General features: G+C 58.5%; 16 protein-coding genes. 11 read left to right on the top strand and 5 right to left on the bottom strand.

Annotated features, from left to right (window positions below; genetic code table 11):
* Positions 1 to 240 precede the first annotated feature (240 nt).
* On the bottom strand, positions 241 to 603 hold the full coding sequence (locus tag V1280_RS01565; protein WP_334518344.1) for a DUF1428 domain-containing protein: 363 nt from the start codon (positions 601 to 603) through the stop codon (positions 241 to 243).
* A 301-nt stretch (positions 604 to 904) separates the two neighbouring features.
* Here V1280_RS01565 and V1280_RS01560 point away from each other — a divergent pair, with 301 nt between their 5' ends.
* The 7 genes from V1280_RS01560 to V1280_RS46695 all read left to right on the top strand — a co-directional run bounded on the left by V1280_RS01560 (position 905) and on the right by V1280_RS46695 (position 8,417).
* On the top strand, positions 905 to 2,128 hold the full coding sequence (locus V1280_RS01560) for a site-specific integrase (protein ID WP_334518343.1): 1,224 nt from the start codon (positions 905 to 907) through the stop codon (positions 2,126 to 2,128).
* A gap of 237 nt (positions 2,129 to 2,365) precedes the next feature.
* Positions 2,366 to 2,569 (top strand): DNA-binding protein, encoded by a 204-nt coding sequence (locus V1280_RS01555; protein ID WP_334518341.1) that lies wholly within the window; start codon positions 2,366 to 2,368, stop codon positions 2,567 to 2,569.
* Complete coding sequence (locus tag V1280_RS01550) at positions 2,566 to 2,955, top strand: hypothetical protein (protein WP_334518340.1); 390 nt, start codon at positions 2,566 to 2,568, stop codon at positions 2,953 to 2,955. The genes V1280_RS01555 and V1280_RS01550 overlap by 4 nt, the downstream gene beginning before the upstream one ends.
* A gap of 74 nt (positions 2,956 to 3,029) precedes the next feature.
* Positions 3,030 to 5,057, top strand: a complete 2,028-nt coding sequence (locus V1280_RS01545) for an AAA family ATPase (protein ID WP_334518339.1) — start codon at positions 3,030 to 3,032, stop codon at positions 5,055 to 5,057.
* 256 nt (positions 5,058 to 5,313) lie between these two features.
* The gene (locus V1280_RS01540) at positions 5,314 to 5,733 is read left to right on the top strand and encodes a DUF5681 domain-containing protein (protein ID WP_334518338.1); all 420 of its coding nucleotides are present in this window, start codon (positions 5,314 to 5,316) and stop codon (positions 5,731 to 5,733) included.
* A 1,132-nt stretch (positions 5,734 to 6,865) separates the two neighbouring features.
* Positions 6,866 to 7,837 (top strand): ABC transporter substrate-binding protein, encoded by a 972-nt coding sequence (locus V1280_RS01535; protein WP_334518336.1) that lies wholly within the window; start codon positions 6,866 to 6,868, stop codon positions 7,835 to 7,837.
* 226 nt (positions 7,838 to 8,063) lie between these two features.
* Entirely contained in the window at positions 8,064 to 8,417 is a 354-nt protein-coding gene (locus tag V1280_RS46695; RefSeq protein ID WP_442895100.1) for a hypothetical protein, read from the top strand.
* Positions 8,418 to 8,673: 256 nt separating this feature from the next.
* Here V1280_RS46695 and V1280_RS01530 read toward each other — a convergent pair whose 3' ends face one another.
* The gene (locus tag V1280_RS01530) at positions 8,674 to 9,024 is read right to left on the bottom strand and encodes a hypothetical protein (protein ID WP_334518334.1); all 351 of its coding nucleotides are present in this window, start codon (positions 9,022 to 9,024) and stop codon (positions 8,674 to 8,676) included.
* Positions 9,025 to 9,539: 515 nt separating this feature from the next.
* Here V1280_RS01530 and V1280_RS01525 point away from each other — a divergent pair.
* On the top strand, positions 9,540 to 10,544 hold the full coding sequence (locus tag V1280_RS01525) for an ABC transporter substrate-binding protein (protein WP_334518332.1): 1,005 nt from the start codon (positions 9,540 to 9,542) through the stop codon (positions 10,542 to 10,544).
* Between the two features lie 133 nt (positions 10,545 to 10,677).
* Here V1280_RS01525 and V1280_RS01520 read toward each other — a convergent pair whose 3' ends face one another.
* Both V1280_RS01520 and V1280_RS01515 read right to left on the bottom strand, forming a co-directional pair.
* Complete coding sequence (locus tag V1280_RS01520) at positions 10,678 to 11,328, bottom strand: uridine kinase (RefSeq protein ID WP_334518330.1); 651 nt, start codon at positions 11,326 to 11,328, stop codon at positions 10,678 to 10,680.
* A gap of 194 nt (positions 11,329 to 11,522) precedes the next feature.
* Positions 11,523 to 12,227, bottom strand: coding sequence for a Crp/Fnr family transcriptional regulator (locus V1280_RS01515; protein WP_334518329.1), 705 nt, complete (start codon positions 12,225 to 12,227; stop codon positions 11,523 to 11,525).
* Between the two features lie 466 nt (positions 12,228 to 12,693).
* Here V1280_RS01515 and V1280_RS01510 point away from each other — a divergent pair, with 466 nt between their 5' ends.
* Both V1280_RS01510 and V1280_RS01505 read left to right on the top strand, forming a co-directional pair.
* A complete protein-coding gene (locus V1280_RS01510; RefSeq protein ID WP_334518328.1) occupies positions 12,694 to 12,858 on the top strand; it encodes a hypothetical protein in 165 nt (54 codons plus the stop codon).
* 87 nt (positions 12,859 to 12,945) lie between these two features.
* Positions 12,946 to 13,122, top strand: coding sequence for a hypothetical protein (locus tag V1280_RS01505; protein ID WP_334518327.1), 177 nt, complete (start codon positions 12,946 to 12,948; stop codon positions 13,120 to 13,122).
* Between the two features lie 81 nt (positions 13,123 to 13,203).
* Here V1280_RS01505 and V1280_RS01500 read toward each other — a convergent pair whose 3' ends face one another.
* Positions 13,204 to 13,581, bottom strand: coding sequence for an NUDIX hydrolase (locus tag V1280_RS01500; protein WP_334538115.1), 378 nt, complete (start codon positions 13,579 to 13,581; stop codon positions 13,204 to 13,206).
* Between the two features lie 521 nt (positions 13,582 to 14,102).
* Here V1280_RS01500 and V1280_RS01495 point away from each other — a divergent pair.
* Entirely contained in the window at positions 14,103 to 16,469 is a 2,367-nt protein-coding gene (locus tag V1280_RS01495) for a PAS domain S-box protein (protein WP_334518326.1), read from the top strand.
* The last annotated feature ends 136 nt before the right edge of the window (positions 16,470 to 16,605 follow it).

The following is a 16,605-nucleotide window of genomic DNA, read 5'->3' as shown; positions in this document are numbered from 1 at the left end:
GCCAAACGGCCGTTGTGGCGCACTTGGGAGGTAAGCCGACATCGTTGAGCATGTACGCAGGCTGCGGCCGGCGCTCAATCTGGCATCGTTCGACGGTACGGAGACAACCCGAACCGCATTCTCGGCGACAGGTGCGTAGGGTGGGCTAGCGTAGCGTAACCCACCCACCTCTATCCCCGCGGACGCAAAAATAAAAATGGTGGATTACGCTATCGCTAATCCACCCTACCAAGCGTGCGCTCAACCAGCGACGTCGCTCGCCCGCAGCAGCGTGGTGAAGCCGCCATAGATCATGCGCTTGCCATCGAACGGCATGTCGGAGCCCTTGAGACGCGGATCGGCCATCACCTTGGCGTTGACGGCATCGCGGCTTGCTCGATCGCGGTAGACGATCCACGAGAACACCACGACTTCATCCTCCGTCGCCATCACCGCACGCGGAAAGGATGTGAGCTCGCCATAGGGCACGTCATCGCCGATGCATTCGACATAGTCGAGCGCGCCGTGCTCCATCCACACCGCGCAAGCCGTTCGGGCCAGCGCCTTGTAGGCCTCGATCTTGTCCTTCGCCACAGCCAGTACGAAACCATCGACATAGGGCATCACGGATCTCCTTGGGTTGTGTGTCCCGAGGACGATCGGATGTGCCCCGATCCGACCGGCGATGGCAATGTCGGGATGAGGCAAACCGTCGCGAGCCGGGGCGCGGCGGACGGCCCGATCAGAGGCAATTCAGACCTGTTGGAAGCGCCCGGAATTGGCTGGGGAACTAGGATTCGAACCTAGACAAACAGAGTCAGAGTCTCGAATGGAGTATTGAAATCGCTATGTAATTGGTCCGCATGTTGCGCTTGTGTTGCGCCTGCCGTATACTCCTGGCTATTCCCATCATGGAGCGCGGCAGATGTCGGTCAGAACACGAAAATGGACTACGGAATCCGGCGAGCAGCGCGAAGCCTATGTTGTCCAGTACTCCATTTCGGAGTTGGACAGCCGCGGGAAGCGCAAGCGCGTCATTAAGACGTTCGACCGCAAAAAGGATGCGATTGCGTTTGAAGCGCAAGTTCGTGTTGACGTTGGCAAGGGCGTGCATGTGCCGGCCTCGAAGTCGATCACCGTTGAGGCTGCGGGCCGCAACTGGATTGATAGCTGCGGCGATTTGGAGCGCACGACGGTCGACGGCTATCAGCAGCACCTCAACCTGCACATCAATCCGTACCTTGGCGGCGTCAAGCTGTCGTCCCTCTCCGTCGCCATCGTCCGCGACTGGCAAGACAAGCTCCGGAAGGGTGTCCCCGCTCCCGGCCAAGAGGCAGCCGAACCGCGCACCGCCGACATGGTGAAGCGTGTCACGACGTCGTTGGGCTCCCTCATTGGCGATGCGGTCGAGCGTGGCCACGTCGGAACGAACGTCGTCCGCAACCTTCGCGCAAACCGCAAGCGCGGCAAGGAACGGAAGGCTGAGCGGCGCGCCAAGGGGCGGCTCAAGATCGGGGTGGACATTCCGACGCCGGTTGAGATTGACGCGATCCTAGGGGCTGCCACGGGCCGTTGGCGACCGTTCTTGCTTGTCGCTATCCGCTGCGGCCTGCGCGCGTCCGAATTGCGCGGTTTGCCCTGGTCGGATGTTGATCTAAAGAAGGGCGAAATCCACGTTCGCCAGCGTGCCGACGCTTACAACAAAATCGGGCCGCCGAAGTCCGAATCAGGCGAGCGCGCTGTGCCGATTCCGCCTGCTACGCTCCAAGCCTTGAAGGAATGGAAACTGAAATGTCCGCGGAACGCGCGCCGCGAACTGCAATTCGTCTTCCCAAACGGCACCGGGAGTATCGAGAATCACGCGAACATGGTGACGCGCGGCCTGGCTCCGACGATGATCGCGGCCAAGGTCACAGCGCCCGACAACAAAGAGGCGCCGAAATATTCGGGGCTTCACGCCCTGCGCCATTTCTTCGCGTCCTGGTGCATCAATCGAAAGGTTGACGGCGGGTTGGAATTGCCGCTCAAGGTCGTGTCGGAACGGCTCGGCCATTCGAACATCGCGATTACCGCCGATCTTTACGGTCATTTGTTCCCGCGTTCCGACGACTCTGCGGAGTTGGCTGCCGCACAGGGAAAAAACGGGTAAAGAACTGTTAAGGAATTCCCTACTATATTTAGAACTGTATCTAGGGGAAGCGGGTGCATAGCCCGAATTGGCTGTTGGCGACGACAGCCCGTGTAGTGGATGGGGTGGCAGGGCCACCCGCGGCGAACCCCCGAACGACGCGCTATTCAGCACGCCGGGAGCGAACAGCACAAATCACCCTTGTGCTCGCCCCCGGCTTTTTCATGCCCGCGAGCACTCAATTTCGGAGTTCTCGCCGTGACCATTCAAACCGAAAACACAACCTCGACACTGGACACCATCGTTTGGGGCGCAGATGCGATCGCGCCTCATCTCGGACGAACCGTGAAGGGTACATACTGCGCGCTTGAAGGCGGCAAGGTTCCCGGCGCAAAGAAGATCGCGGGCCGTTGGGCGCTTAGCTTGCGCATTTTCCATGGTAGCTTTGAGGTCAGAGCGTGAGCTGGACAACGCTTCTCGATCCCGCCTTGACCAGATCGTACGGGTTCGGCCCGGAGGCGCACGCGGCGTGGTTCACCCCGGGAAAGTGCCCGGCGCCTCCGCGAGACGTCATCACGTTATTGATCCCGGAATGTGAAATTCAGTTCGTCATTCTTGGCGCGCCGAATGTCCTGATCAACCGTCCGCGGCATAACCGCAGTGTTTCACACTGGCTGAAGTATGCTTGCCGGGAGGCGCGCGACCAGGGCGCGATTCTGATCCTCGCCTGCGACACCGCCGGGCAGGTTGAGCACGCGGTCAAACTGGCCGGCAAGCTCTTGCCCCGCCACCACCGAACGGCGCTGGAACGCATTTATAGCGAGCAGTCCCGCACGGGCCTCCACTGAAAAGGAAAGCCCGCCACGGTGCACTACGCCGGGCGGGCTTGATTTCAATCGAACTACAACGAAAGCTTTATAGCATGACGTCCGTCATATCGTCAACTCCAACCGTTGCGGCCGCAACCAATTTCCTTAACTTCGCCGAGCAGCAAGGCTTCGCACTGGTCAAGGTCCACCCCGGCGAAAAACGACCTGTCGGCAATGATTGGCAAAACTCGGCAAGCCGCAACCGCGCCGACTGGGAGCGCTGGCAAGCGGAAGGCTTCAATCTCGGCGTTCATGCCGGCGCCTCCGGTCTCGTCATCGTCGACCTGGACGTGAAGCACGGAGGCATCGAAGCCGTCCGTCTACGCCTTGATACCTGGTGCCTTAACAACGGGATTGCCGCCCTAGCGCATCACGTCACAACGCCGTCCGGTGGACAGCATATCTATCTGCGCGTCGCGAACGGTGTCGATGCGCTGGCCCTCTCAGGTGACACGGCTGGCGCTCTAGGCAAGGGCGTGGACGTGCTCGCAGGCAATAAGCAAGCACTGGCGCCGGGCAGCGCCATCGGCACCGGTCGCTACACCTTCCACGGCGCGCCGCTCTATGGGGCGCCGCAATTCGTCGTCGACTTCTGCACGCGCGCTCCGGCGCCCGTGGCAAGCGTCACCGCACCATCCGGCCTTGACCAGGGCGACATGGCCAAGATGCTCGAATATCTGACCGAGCGGGGCGAATTCGAGTCGTACGAAGCTTGGCTTGCCGCCGGGATGGCGTTGAAGGTGGAGTTCGGAGGCGCCGGGCTCGCACTATGGGCGCTGACGCACAACGACACCGTGACGCCGGACGTCATCGAATCGAAATGGAAATCGTTTGCGAGCGAGCCGAAGCCCGGTGGCGTATCAATCCTGAGCCTGATGTGGCGTGCGCACGCGCTCGGCTGGAAGGGCCAAATCCAACCCCCTGGTATGTTCAAGGGCGCGGCGCAGCATGCCGCGGCGGCCGGCGCACCGGGTATGCCGACAATCGCATCGCCGCCGCTCGTGCCTGGTACACCGGGACCGCTCAAAAAGCTCGGCGATTGGCTCGGGACTTTCGTGGTGCCGCAGTATCTTTGGGACGGAATTCTGATCCGACGCTTTTGTTACTCGCTGACCGCACAGACCGGAACCGGAAAAACGGCAATCGCGCTGTTGCTGGCAATTCATGTCGGGCGGGGCAAGGTATTGGCGAATCGCAAGGTCAAACGCGGGACCGTGATCTATCTGGCCGGTGAGAATCCGGCCGATGTGCAAATGAGATTTTTGGGTATTTGTCACGAAATGGGCGTGGACCCGAACACGCTCGACATTTACGTGCTGGACGGCTCCGGCGATTTCATGAACCACGCCGCGCTGATCCGGACACAATGCGAGGCGGACCGTCTTGAACCGGCCCTGGTCATCGTGGACACCGCTGCGGCCTATTTCCCGGGCGAAGACGGCAACAGCAACGAACAGCAAGGCGCCTACGCTCGGCAGCTTCGCGCATTATGCACGCTGCCCGGCGGCCCTACCGTCGTCGTGCTGGCGCATCCGACAAAGAACGCGAAAGAGATCGGTGAGATGGTCCCGCGCGGCGGCAGCGCGTTCATCGCGGAAGTGGACGGAAATATAGGGTTGGCTCGCAGCGGCAGCACGATCGGGCTTCAGGCCATTGGCAAGTTCCGCGGCCCGGAGTTCACACCAATGCATTTTGGGCTGCACGCGGTGCAGGATTGCCCGGTTTTGTTCGATGCCGAGAACAACCGGACCATGCCGACAGTGGTCGCACATGAGGTCAGCGAAGCAGGCGCGGAGGCCCGAGCGGCCGAAAGCGAGACGGCAGAAATCCAACTGCTCCGGGATATCTACGACCATCCGGGCGAACCGACGCGCAAGCGAGCCGCGCGGCTTGGATGCCACCACGACACCGTTGCGAGCCGCATCAAGCGATTGGTCGGGCGCAAAATGGTCGACGACAGCGGGTTCAAATTAAAGTTGACCGGTAAAGGCGAGAAAGAATTGAACGCCTTGGAGCGCGACAAATCGCTGTCGGAGGGGTCCGACAACGCGTTTCCTTTTCCAGTGCCGGGCGGCAAGTGAAATGCATCCGACAAACCTCCGACAAGAATCCGACAGGACGCGCGAAAACCCCTGCAAAAATAGGCTGTCGGAGTCCGACAAACGATTCCGACAGCACCACACTTGCTGCGCTGCGTTTACGCAGCAGCAGTGGTTGTCGGAGGGGTCTTTTTACTAGGGGGTCCGACAGTCCGACAAACCACCATGGAAACCGAACGAAGCGCAATCGGGCCGCGTGTTGTGCAAATAACCGTTGAGTGCAAATAGGAGTTGAGACGTGAATAAACAGACGAACAGGCAGCTGCCGAGCACAGCATGGAAACCAGGCCAGAGCGGCAACGCGGCGGGTCGACCGGCCGGCGCGCGCCAGAAAATCGCGGAAAAGCTGATCGCCGACATCGCCGACGTTTGGGAGGCGTGCGGCATTGAAGTCTTGAAGCGCCTCGCCGTTGAAGAGCCGGCTAAGCTGGCTCAAATCGCATATGGCTTGGTGCCGAAGGATATCTTCCTCAACGTCGCGCAGGCCGCGCCTGGCGGCCTAGAACCCGACGAATGGGCAACGTTGCGCCGCGTGCTCGATATCATCCAGGCGACCGCGCCCGATGGCGTAGCGCCGTCGCTGGTGTTCGAAACGATTGAGCACGCGTTGCGCGCTGAGTTCGCCAAGCCGATCGCGCTCACTCCGCCGCACTACTAACGGATATTGCATCTGTGAGTCTGGTCTATTCCTCAACATTCCTAGCTACTTTCGATGGCGTATCGCGCTCATGTTGCGCCGCGGCCCGACGAACCGACAGAAGATCGCCCGAGCGCCTAATTGCCGATTTGGCCGACACCCCGCAGTACGCGCGCGTGCGAGCCAGCATCAACAAATAATTGCACTTGTGAGGCGCCAAGCGGCTCCGACAATCCAAGCGTGGCCGTTCTTGAACTACTTGCCAAAGCGCTTTCCGCCAACATTGCGGAAAGGTGCCTCGCATCGGCAAAACAGCTCCTCGACCATTGAAGGGCGGTCGACGCCCAAAAGTTAGGTGCTAGCTTACCCGATGGCAGCCGCCCAATACCAACATGCACGCACACCGCCGCCGCAAGGCATGAATGCGCGGCCGCTGTGGATGCCGTTAAGGTCCGCTTTTGGGGGAAGACCGGGAAATGGCGCCTCGGGGCCGTCGGGGCAGCTTGTGACCCAAAGCCGCCATTCACTTGTGCCCGTGAGCGATGCGCGAGCCCCGGTGCGCGCCCCTGAATGTGCTCGTTGAAACTGCCGCCTCAAGGGACATCGCGCGATAGCATAGGGCATTGGGCTCCGTTCCTTTTGGCACTCTCAAGGGATTGACTGCCAAGCCAGTGAGGAACAGCCTGTTTTACGTCGCCACGCTGCCACCTGTCTTCAATGTTAACGCGAGATGAACATGTTAAACGGAGCAAGGAAGCCGCGCTCGCGCTTCTGAGCGCCGGCCGTATGCGCGAGGCGGTTTCTTCGATAATGACGGATATCGTCAAGAGCCCAAGCAGCGCATTGCCTCATGAAATCCATGCATTCGGCATCTGTGCTGCCGCGGCTGGCGACACAAGGGCGGTGCGAGAGTACATAGAAGGCTTTATCTGATATCTCTCGGCTCTATGTCCGCCTTCGGCGAAGTAGCGGCGCACCTCGTTGAGGTCCGCTGAGTGAGGCATAGTGGACTACATTTGCGCAGGTTGAGTATTTCGCATTTTGACCCGAAGCGGACCTCCGCCACACGTCACACTCGCGTTGAACTTTACTGCGACTGCCATCAAGACGTGTTACTCTCTGCCGATCGTCCTCAAGCCTTGATGAGGAGCGAATGGACCGGCGGAGTTTCATCGCGGGCGCTGCGGCACTGCTCGCGACGCCACGGCGTTCGTTGGCGCAGGGGACGGCTCGCCGGGTCGGCTATCTTGATCTCGGGCCGAAATACGTGTCGGTCTTCAAGGTTTGGCTAGACAGCTTGCGCGATCATGGCTGGATCGAAGGGAAGAACCTGATCATTGATTACCGGTCGGCCGAGGAGCATGCCGAGCGGTTACCGCCTCTAGCGGCCGAGCTTATCGCCCTCAAGCCTGATCTGGTAGTTGCGGCGGGGCCGCAGGTGGCGGTAGCCCTGAAATCGGCAACAGCCACTATTCCGATAGTGTTCGTGGCCGTGTTCGATCCTATAGGGATCGGCCTTGTCCAAAGCCTGTCGCGCCCGGGCGGCAACGTGACCGGCCTTGCGACCTTCGCTCCCGGAGATTGGATCGGAAAACGAATAGAAATTTTGCGGGAACTGGTTCCCAGCGCCTCAAAAATTGCGCTGTTGGTCAATCCCGGCAACCCGACCCACAGGCTGGTGCTGGCCAATGAAGTGTTCAGCACAGCGCGAAGCTTGGGTGTGGCTCTGCCACTAGTCGAGGCAACCACGGCTGAAGAACTCGACATTGCCTTTGCTGCGGCTGCCGCCCAGCAAGCCGATGCAATGATTGTTTTTGCCGATGGTCTAACCAATCGAGAGGCCGCGCGCGTTACCGCGCTCGCGGCAAACCATCATCTGCCTGCGATCTATCTTTTCCGACAATTCGCCCCTGGCGGATTGATCGTTTACGGCCCTGAACTAGCCGATCTCCTCCGCCGTGCAGGAGGCTACGTCGATAAAATTCTCAAAGGCACCAAGCCTGCCGATCTGCCGGTTGAGCAGCCAACTAAGTTCGAACTTCTCATCAACATGAAGACAGCAAAGGCGCTTGGCCTCTCTGTACCACCTTCGTTGCTTGTCCGCGCCGACGAAGTCATCGAATGAGGTCGGCTTTTGGCCCATTTGAGAAGTAGCGGCGCACTCCGCTAAAGTCCGCTCAGTGAGGCACAGCGGACTAGATTTTCTCAGGTTGAGTTCTTCGTATTTTGACGCCTGGGAAAGGCGGGCGCCTGGGCGGGATGTAGGAACAGACCTTTCCGAACCGCATTCACCTCAAGCGAAACCCTTTCGGTGCGGAACTCTGCACTGTTCGATATGAAGAGAGCTGTACATGCGAGCGAGTAGAGTTTTCTTCGGCATTGCAATCGTAGTCGGCTGCAGCATCGTCCTCCTTCCGCGTACCGCGTTTTCCCAAAATCGGGGAACGTGGGAACAACAGAGAGCTTGCACGCCCGATGTCTGGCGGCTATGCGGCTCGCAAATTCCCGATGTGAACAGGATCGTAGCTTGCTTGCGGCAAAATAGTTCGCAACTCAGCGAGCAGTGCCGCGCAGTTTTTGCACAAGCCGATAGGCCCGCACGCCGTGAGTATCGCGACTACGGGCAGAGGCGTTACGACAGAGACTACGGTCCGCGTTACGACCGGGATTATGCGCCTAGACCTTACGACTATGACGATGAATAAGACGATTGAAAAGGTAGTCTCCGCTCCGTCACTTAAGTTGGCTCGGAGAATTGGAGTTCGGGCTGTGTGCGAGAAGTCCGTAGCACTCGACGAGAAGATCGAGCCGACAAGCGGCATGCGCCGACGCTAAGCCAAGCCATCCACAATGCGAAGTCTGCTTGTGACCTTTGCAGGCGTGGCAATAGCTTTGGCTCACATCAGCCTATGGCCCTTTTCACACAGCCTGGACCCCTAGCGGACTATCATTGAAACTGGATCAAATCATGCTGCCAGGCATGAAGCATCGAACGCGTGGATGGCCGTCGATGTAATGCCTCCAAACCATTGTACGGCCGAAACGGTTTGGTTGTGTGACAACGGCGCCTTCGGGCACGTCGACCCATTCATTGTCCATATAGACGCGGTAACGCCCACGATTGGACTCCCAATCCGCATCGGAAACTATGTACCCGTCCCTATCGGTACAGCACTTTCCAAATTCGCTTTCCAAACTTTCAAACCACGACTTCAGCGGAGAGTTGTCGTAACGGCCATCATCGGATCCGAGTGCTGGCGTCACTAGGACCGCTAAGCCCAGCAGTTGCGCCGCAGGTTTTGCAGGAAACATCTCTTTGCCTCCGCGATCGTCACCAGCCCGTCCACGCCGACGCGACAAAGCTGGCACCCGGAAAACAAGATAGCGATTCCGGCTGCGTTTCGGCGACGAGCGCGACAGCCACAATCGTTCGATGCTTCGTCATGGGAAACCTTCGTCCCCCACGCCTATAAAAGTGGGTCCCGTTATTCGGGCAAAGGTTCAACAACGACGAAAACTCAACTAAAGGTCAGCGGAGCTTCTCCTTTAGGCCAAACGATCGGTCGTCTGCTGCTGGCTCTTCGGCGAAGTGGCGGCTCCCCTCCAGAAGTCTACTCACCGGGGCATGGCAGACCACATTTGCTCACGTTGAGTTCTTCGCATTTTGACCCTTAGCAGAAATGGCCAGGCTGCGGCCGGAAGTTTGCAGTCGAACACCAAATCGATGCTTGTGACCCAACCCGGACATCGCAGAGCCACCTTTGATTTTCCGTATGGCCTTTTAGACGCTAAGATGCGTTGACCTAGACTCTAGCTAGGGGGCGAACATGAGGCGGCGTGCTTTTCTCGGTGCCGTTTGTGGTGCGGTAGCATCGCCGCGGCTGGCTGCGGCGGCGGAGAGCACCAAGAAGAAACATCTTGCTATTTTCGTCCCATCAGAACTGAGCGCGGACTGGCACGAGCATAGCGGGAAAAGATATCCTCGAGCCCTCTTCGCCGAGCTGCGACGGTTGGGACAGATCGAGGGACAAAACCTCAAAGTCGAAAGTTATGGCCGAGAGCGAAACACGTCCGGCCTCGAAGCCTTGGCGACGGAAATCGTTAGCAGCAACCCGGACGTCATTCTCCTCGGCGGTCCTGGCGCACTCATCTTCAAAAAACTGACATCGCGTATTCCAATCGTAACGATAACTGCCGACCCCGTTCGACTCGGGATTGCCGAAAGCCTGGCTCACCCGGGCGGCAATTTTACGGGATCCAGCATCGACGCCGGTCCATCAATTCATGGAAAGCGGATTGCACTGCTGCGCGAAATCTTTCCTTCAATATCAAAACTTGGCTTGCTCGCTCTTCACATCCAATACAACGGGCTCGTCAAGGATTCGCCTATCCCTGCAGCGGCCCAGGAGGCTGGCCTAACTATCGCGGTGTCGCTACTGGATGTTGGTGCTCAAGAAAATGACTGGCGGGCAGCGGTAGAGAGCCTTTCCGGCGAAGGCGCAGATGCAGTCATGGTGGTCGATTCCCCTGAAACTTTTCAGAACAGCGCTTTGATCGCCAAGTTGCTGACCGACGCGAGACTTCCGGCGATTTTCGCGTTCACCGAATCCGTCGAAGCCGGAGGCCTAATGGCCTACTCGTTTGATCTAGTCGAATTGTATAGGCGCGCTGCCAACAATATCGACGCAATTCTCCGCGGAGCGAAGGCTGGCGATATTCCGTTCTACCAGCCGACCAAATTCGATCTGTCCATCAACTTGAAGACCGCCAGGCAGCTGGGCCTTTCAGTCCCTCCTGCACTCTCGGCCAGTGCCGACAAGGTAATTGAGTGAACAGGTCCGGTTAGGCCCTTTTGCGAAGTGGATGCCGAAACCGAGCACGTCCGATTAGCGGTGCAGACCGGAAGTGCGCGGGCTGTGGCCAAAACGGCGCCTTTGACCCATAGCTGACCTGCGCTTGAATTGCTCAGACGATAATCGAGGGGGCCGAAAGGTCGTTGTAATCGACTATAATGGTGGCCTTCGCTTCTGGCTGGCAGCTCCGGAGATAAAGCTGCTGTCCCTCAACGTAGCGTCGGTTTGAGGGAGCCGAAGGGTCGGGTGACGAGCTATCGCGGGCAGCGCATCGCGCAACGGACACAGCAAAGTCCGTTCGGAGGAAGATAGAAGCGTCCCAGTAGTTGAGGAGTTCGGGTCGATGCAGGAAAATGCCGTCTAAGAGCAAAATCGAAGTCGGCAGCGCCTCCAGCTCATTGGCAGCTACAATGTCATCAGTCAAATGATCGAAGAATGCCCGACGGTAGCGGCGGGAACCACCGGGGCTCAATGGGTCCAAGAGGTATCGCTTTAATGCCATGTAGTTGAACGAGTCCTGGAAGAAGCCCTCCGGCGAATGCCGCCCGCGCCTATATCTGACCGCCTTGGGATTATGAAATCCGTCAACCGACGCACGAATAACTGGCCGCCCCTTGGCCACCACGAGACTTCCGATTTCATCCGCGAATGTGGTCTTTCCAGCCCCGTCGACGCCATCGATAGCCACGCGAAGCGTTCGACCCGGCAACGTCGCGACAAGGCGGTCAGCCAACTCAAATAACAATTTCTCTCTCTTTTCCATCTAGATTGATGCGCGCCGAGGCCAACGTCACTGGAGCCTACACGGAAGCGGTTCACTTCGGCAATTGGCCCATCGGCGAAGTGGTGGCACCCCTCCACGAGGTCCGCTCACCGAGGCATGGCGGACGAGAGTTGCTCAGGTCGAGTTCTTCGCATTGTGACCCGGACCGGACGTGCACAGGAGAAAGCTGAGGTTCACACCGGATGCGGTCCGAGCAATGCGTGGTAGTACGATTTGACGGTCCCGTAACATTCACAAACGGTTTCTTGGAGGGCTTCGACATCGGTGATCTGTATTAGGCCCCTCGAATACCTTATCATCCCAGCCTGTTGAAGCGTTCGCGCGTGCAGCGTTACGCTGGTTCGCTTGACGCCCAACATCTCGGCGAGAAATTCTTGGGTGAAATGCAGATTGTCGGTGCCCGCTAAATCTCTTGCTCGAAGAAGCCACCGGCAAAGTCGCGCCTCCACCATATGAGCCGCCATGCAAGCAGCCGATTGGCTTGCTTGCGAATAGACCGTTTGCTCATGACGAAACAGCGTTGATAGCAAAGATTGACTTTGAAGCACCGCGCTTCTGAGTTCACTCACTTTGCACATCAGCGCGGGTCCTGCGAGTTGGACGATGGCTCGATTGACGGGAATGTTCCCGCCAAGAGCGGCGAATGCGCCAACGACCCCATCTTTACCGACCATCGCGGCTTCAATTATCTCGCCAGAGGAAAGACCCACCACATGCGAGACAATCGCTCCTGTCGGAAAGTAGATGTGTGTGACCTCATCTCCGGCCTCGAACAGAACCCTCTCATGGTCCAGATGGACGGATATCAAGTGGGGCCGAAGAGCTTCGGCGTCGCTCTCTGAGAGAGAGGCTAATAGCAAATTGCCGGAATTTCGCATGTCGTGCTCCCGAGTGCAGGCGGGAGCGCAGCGAACTCTCAGTCAGCGGCGGGCCTAGAAAGACTGCCGATAATCCACAGACTCTAGGCCTTTGCTGTCGGATAGCGAGCCTTTTGTTCGACTATGTCGGGTAGTTAACCGACAGCCATCGGAACCGGGATTTGAATGGGCCTTCTGGAGGTGCTGCCATGGCCCATTATGACCCCGAAACCTTGATTATCCTCCGAAAGGTGCTTGATGAAGCTTGGGCCGTTCTGCCGGATGGTTTCAAATCTGACACCGTCAAATCCGAAATGGCTCAGCGCATCCTAAAGCATGCGGCGGGCGGCGTCCGAGACCCAGTCAGACTTCGAGCGTGTGCCCTCGTTAGTGCCGTAGGTGAGCGCAAATCCAAAGCGGCCTGATTTGAAATGTCGGGAACGGGACAGATAGACGGAAGACGAAACGGCTGTTGTAGGAGTGCGCCATGGCCCAGACGCGCAAGCGTGTAAAACATCTGACCACCTTCGAAGAGCGGTTAGCGGAAGAAGCCCGACGGTTCAAAGAAGCTGCCGAAGAACAGCCGCCGGGTAGCAAAGCCCGCGAGTTGCTTTTGCGCCGGGCCCGACAAGCCGAAACGCATCACATATGAGCGACTGGCTGTCATTACGGGGTCTTGCGCCGCCCAAGTGAACGGGTGCGCCTGGAACGGAACCGACGAAAGCATCGGGAGGCGGCAGTGGACGGCTTTTACGCCTATATCATTGGGCCTGACGGGCACGTCATCAGCCGCGTCGATCTAGCATTCGAAAAGCAAGAGGATGCCGAGGAGCGCGCAAAGTCGCTCGTGGATGGGCACGACGTCGAGTTATGGCAACGGGACCGTAAGATCGCGACGTTCAATCGAAACCAGTAAGGTCGCCTCCTGGGCGTACTTTTTTGTCGCACTTGCGGCAGACCTGGGGCCGCGCCTGGGCCGCAGTTGCGAGCGCGTGATCTATTTCGGAAACAACTTGTCCCGAATGTAGCGCGAAGTCGGCGTCAGCCTGATTCCTCGTGGCTTGCACCAAACCGCCCTGTCGATCTCTTTCTTGTCGCCGATTTTCAGGGGGCCGGACGCTTTCTTGGCCAAGAAGATCGCGTCACTCATCTTGCGACCGGACCGACGATTCTTTGCCTTCACTTCTCTCCAGAGCTTCACCGGCCCCAGCTTGAGCTTCGGCAGTTCTTCCCTGATCTCTCGGCGAAGGCACTTCCTTTCGGTCTCACCTGCACGCTTGCGACCGCCCGGAAACATCCAGAGCCTATCGCGCCGTCGTCTGACCAGGAGCACGCGCCCCCTTTTCGCGACGACAAGTTTTGAAGACTTCGCCATATCCCTCGACTCGATCCCAATCTGCATCAGTCTAGGCTGGATGCTCCGACCCGCAACGACGACGTTGTTCCGACCCGTATTATCACGGAGCAACTCGGGCATGGCCAAATGTGCATCCGTCGCTACGATTGCACGACATGCTCGACTTCTAGCCCAAGTTCTGGATCGCGCTGGCTTTTGGACTGGCACCGATCGTCATTGGCATCGTCATCTTGTGGTCACGCCGATGAAGTCGCCCAGGGACATTTCCATGGCTGGCGGGATCGGGTCGATGGCTTTTCCAGTGGGCCATGCGGATGTCGGTTGTTGGCCCAGCGCTACCGTTGAAGCCTTGCCATTACATGTCGCTTCAGAGGGGTAAACCGGAAGTTTGCCGCTGAGAGACAAATCGACGCTTGTGACCCCCAGCCGACGTTGGATGTTCGGCCGCCTCTTCGGTTTTGACGGCCAAGAGAGCTATCGTGAACTGCGGCTGGAGCTATTATACTGCCCTCACCGTCTAAGCCGGGGAACTGCTCCCCATGAACGAGAACGAGAGTATTCCCGGAGAAAGGACCGCTTCTGAGCCGCAAGATGGCAGCTCGAGCGTGGCACATTCGATCGAAGTGCCCCCTGAAATCATCCGAAAATGGCAAGAGTTTGTGAATCTTCTTGCCGAGATCATGCACGTGCCCTCTGCCTCCATAATGCGGGTCGATCCTCCCCACATTAAAGTTTTCGTCTCCAGCACATCCGCAGGAAATCCTTGTGAACCCGGCGCTCTCGATACGGGACCATATTGTGAGACCGTCCTGAGGACCGGTCAGCCGCTGCTCGTCCCTGACGCTCTCGAGAACGAAGCATGGAGAGCGAACCCGCATGTCAGGCTGGGGATGATCTCTTACCTGGGCGTCCCGATCGCTTGGCCCGATGGCCGCTTATTCGGGACGATTTGCGTTCGCGACAACAAAAGGAACGAATATAGTGCGGCTTATCTCAAGCTCCTGCTGCACTTCCGTGACATGTTGCAGGCTGACTTGGTGTCATTCGTAACATTGCACAGCCAGCTCGAAAAGCACGAAGCCAAGATCCGGCGCCTAGTCGACGCGAACATCATCGGAATCATCATCTGGGATCTTGAAGGTCGCATTCTTGAGGCAAATGACGCGTTTCTCAGCATGGGGGGATACAATCGAGAGGATCTTGTCGCGGGCCGCCTGAACCGAATGGATCTGACGCCGCCGGAATGGCGCGAGCGCGACGCGCGGACTGATGCAGAGCTGAAGATGACCGGGGCGGTCCAACCATTCGAAAAGGAGTACTTTCGGAAAGATGGCGGCCGCGTGCCCGTGTTGATCGGTTTAGCTGCGTTCAGCGAAGAACGGAACCAGGGCGTTGCATTCGTGCTCGATCTGACGGAGCGCAAGCGCGCCGAGCAAGCTCTGCGGGAAAGCGAACACAAGCTCCGTCAAATCATCGATACGATACCGGCCCATGTCGTGCGTTATCAGCCGGACGGCGCAGCCGATTTCATAAATCAGACCTTTAGAGATTTCGTCGGTCCAGGGGTCGGGTTCGACAACCTGAGAAGCGTGGTGCATCCGGAAGATTACCCGCAACGCTCGCGCGACTGGGACACACATGTTGCGGCGGCGGAGCCGTACAACATCGAAATGCGGCTGCGCCGCGCCGACGGCGTGTATCGCTGGCACCGCAGTAGGCGTGTGCCGCTGCGCGACGCGAACGGCGTGATCGTGAACTGGTATGGCGCCGGTCACGACATCGATGACCAGAAGCGGGCCGAGCAAGCGTTACGCCGGAGCGAAGCCTATCTGGCGGAAGCACAGAGGCTGAGCCATACCGGTTCCGCGGCCTATAACGAGACGGAAATTCTCTACTGGTCCGAGGAGGCTTTCCGAATCTTCGGGTTTGATCCGGTGCAGGGCATTCCAAACCGCGAAGCGGTGTGGCAACGGATCCATCCCGACGACGTGGACAGAATAAACGAAAACACCGAGCGCGGAGTGCGCGAAAAGGTAAGCTTTACGAACGCGTTCAGATTCGTTCTGCCCGATGGAACGGTCAAACACATCGAATCAATTAACCACCCTGTGTTCTCGGCAAGCGGAGAACTTCTAGAAATTGTCGGTACGCCTGTCGACGTGACGGAACGCAAGCGGACCGAAGAAGCATATCGCGAGGCCCAGAAGGCGCTGGCTCATGCCAATCGCGTCACCACGATGGGCCAGTTGACGGCCTCGATCACTCATGAAGTGAACCAGCCGATTACAGCGGCAATCACATACGCGTTAGCCGCTCGGCGTTTTCTAAACGCGGAGCCGCCAAACTTTCATGAGGTGGATGACGCGCTCTCTCTGATAATCAAGGAGGGGAATCGCGCGGGCGAGGTCGTCGAGCGAGTTCGCGCGCTCATTAAAAAGGTGCCCATCCGAAAGGACGCCGTAGCGATTGACGATGCCATCCTTGAGGTTATTGCTCTCACCCGTGCGGAGGCCGCAAACAATAGCGTGTCGGTGCGGACGCAATTTGCGGAGGGCTTGCCGTGTGTCCAAGGTGATCGGGTCCAACTGCAACAAGTGATGCTGAACTTAATCGTCAACGCCATTCAGGCCATGAGTGGTACTGGGGAAGGCTCATGCGAATTACAGATCAGCATCGATGCCGTCCCGTCCGAAGGTAGCGTGCGCGTCGGCGTGCGGGACACCGGCCCGGGGCTGAGCCCGGAGAGCCTCTCGCGTCTGTTCGAGCCGTTCTACACAACCAAGCCCGAGGGCATGGGCATGGGCCTATCTATCTGCCGCTCGATCATCGAAGCTCACGGCGGGCTGCTGTGGGCGACCAGGTGCGAGCCGCGGGGGACCCTCTTTCAGTTTACGATCCCTTTCTAACTGAGCTGCCATCCGTCATCGATGTCGCTTGTTGGCCCATCTGGGACATGGCGCGTCCGATTCGAGTCTGTTATGCGCACCAGAGAGGACGTTGGCCGCCCACTCCAAATCTAAGGGTGCACGCCCCCGTCCTTGC

The organism is Bradyrhizobium sp. AZCC 2230 (genome assembly GCF_036924495.1).
Taxonomy (GTDB): domain Bacteria; phylum Pseudomonadota; class Alphaproteobacteria; order Rhizobiales; family Xanthobacteraceae; genus Bradyrhizobium; species Bradyrhizobium rifense.
This window is presented reverse-complemented; position numbering and strand designations above follow the sequence as displayed.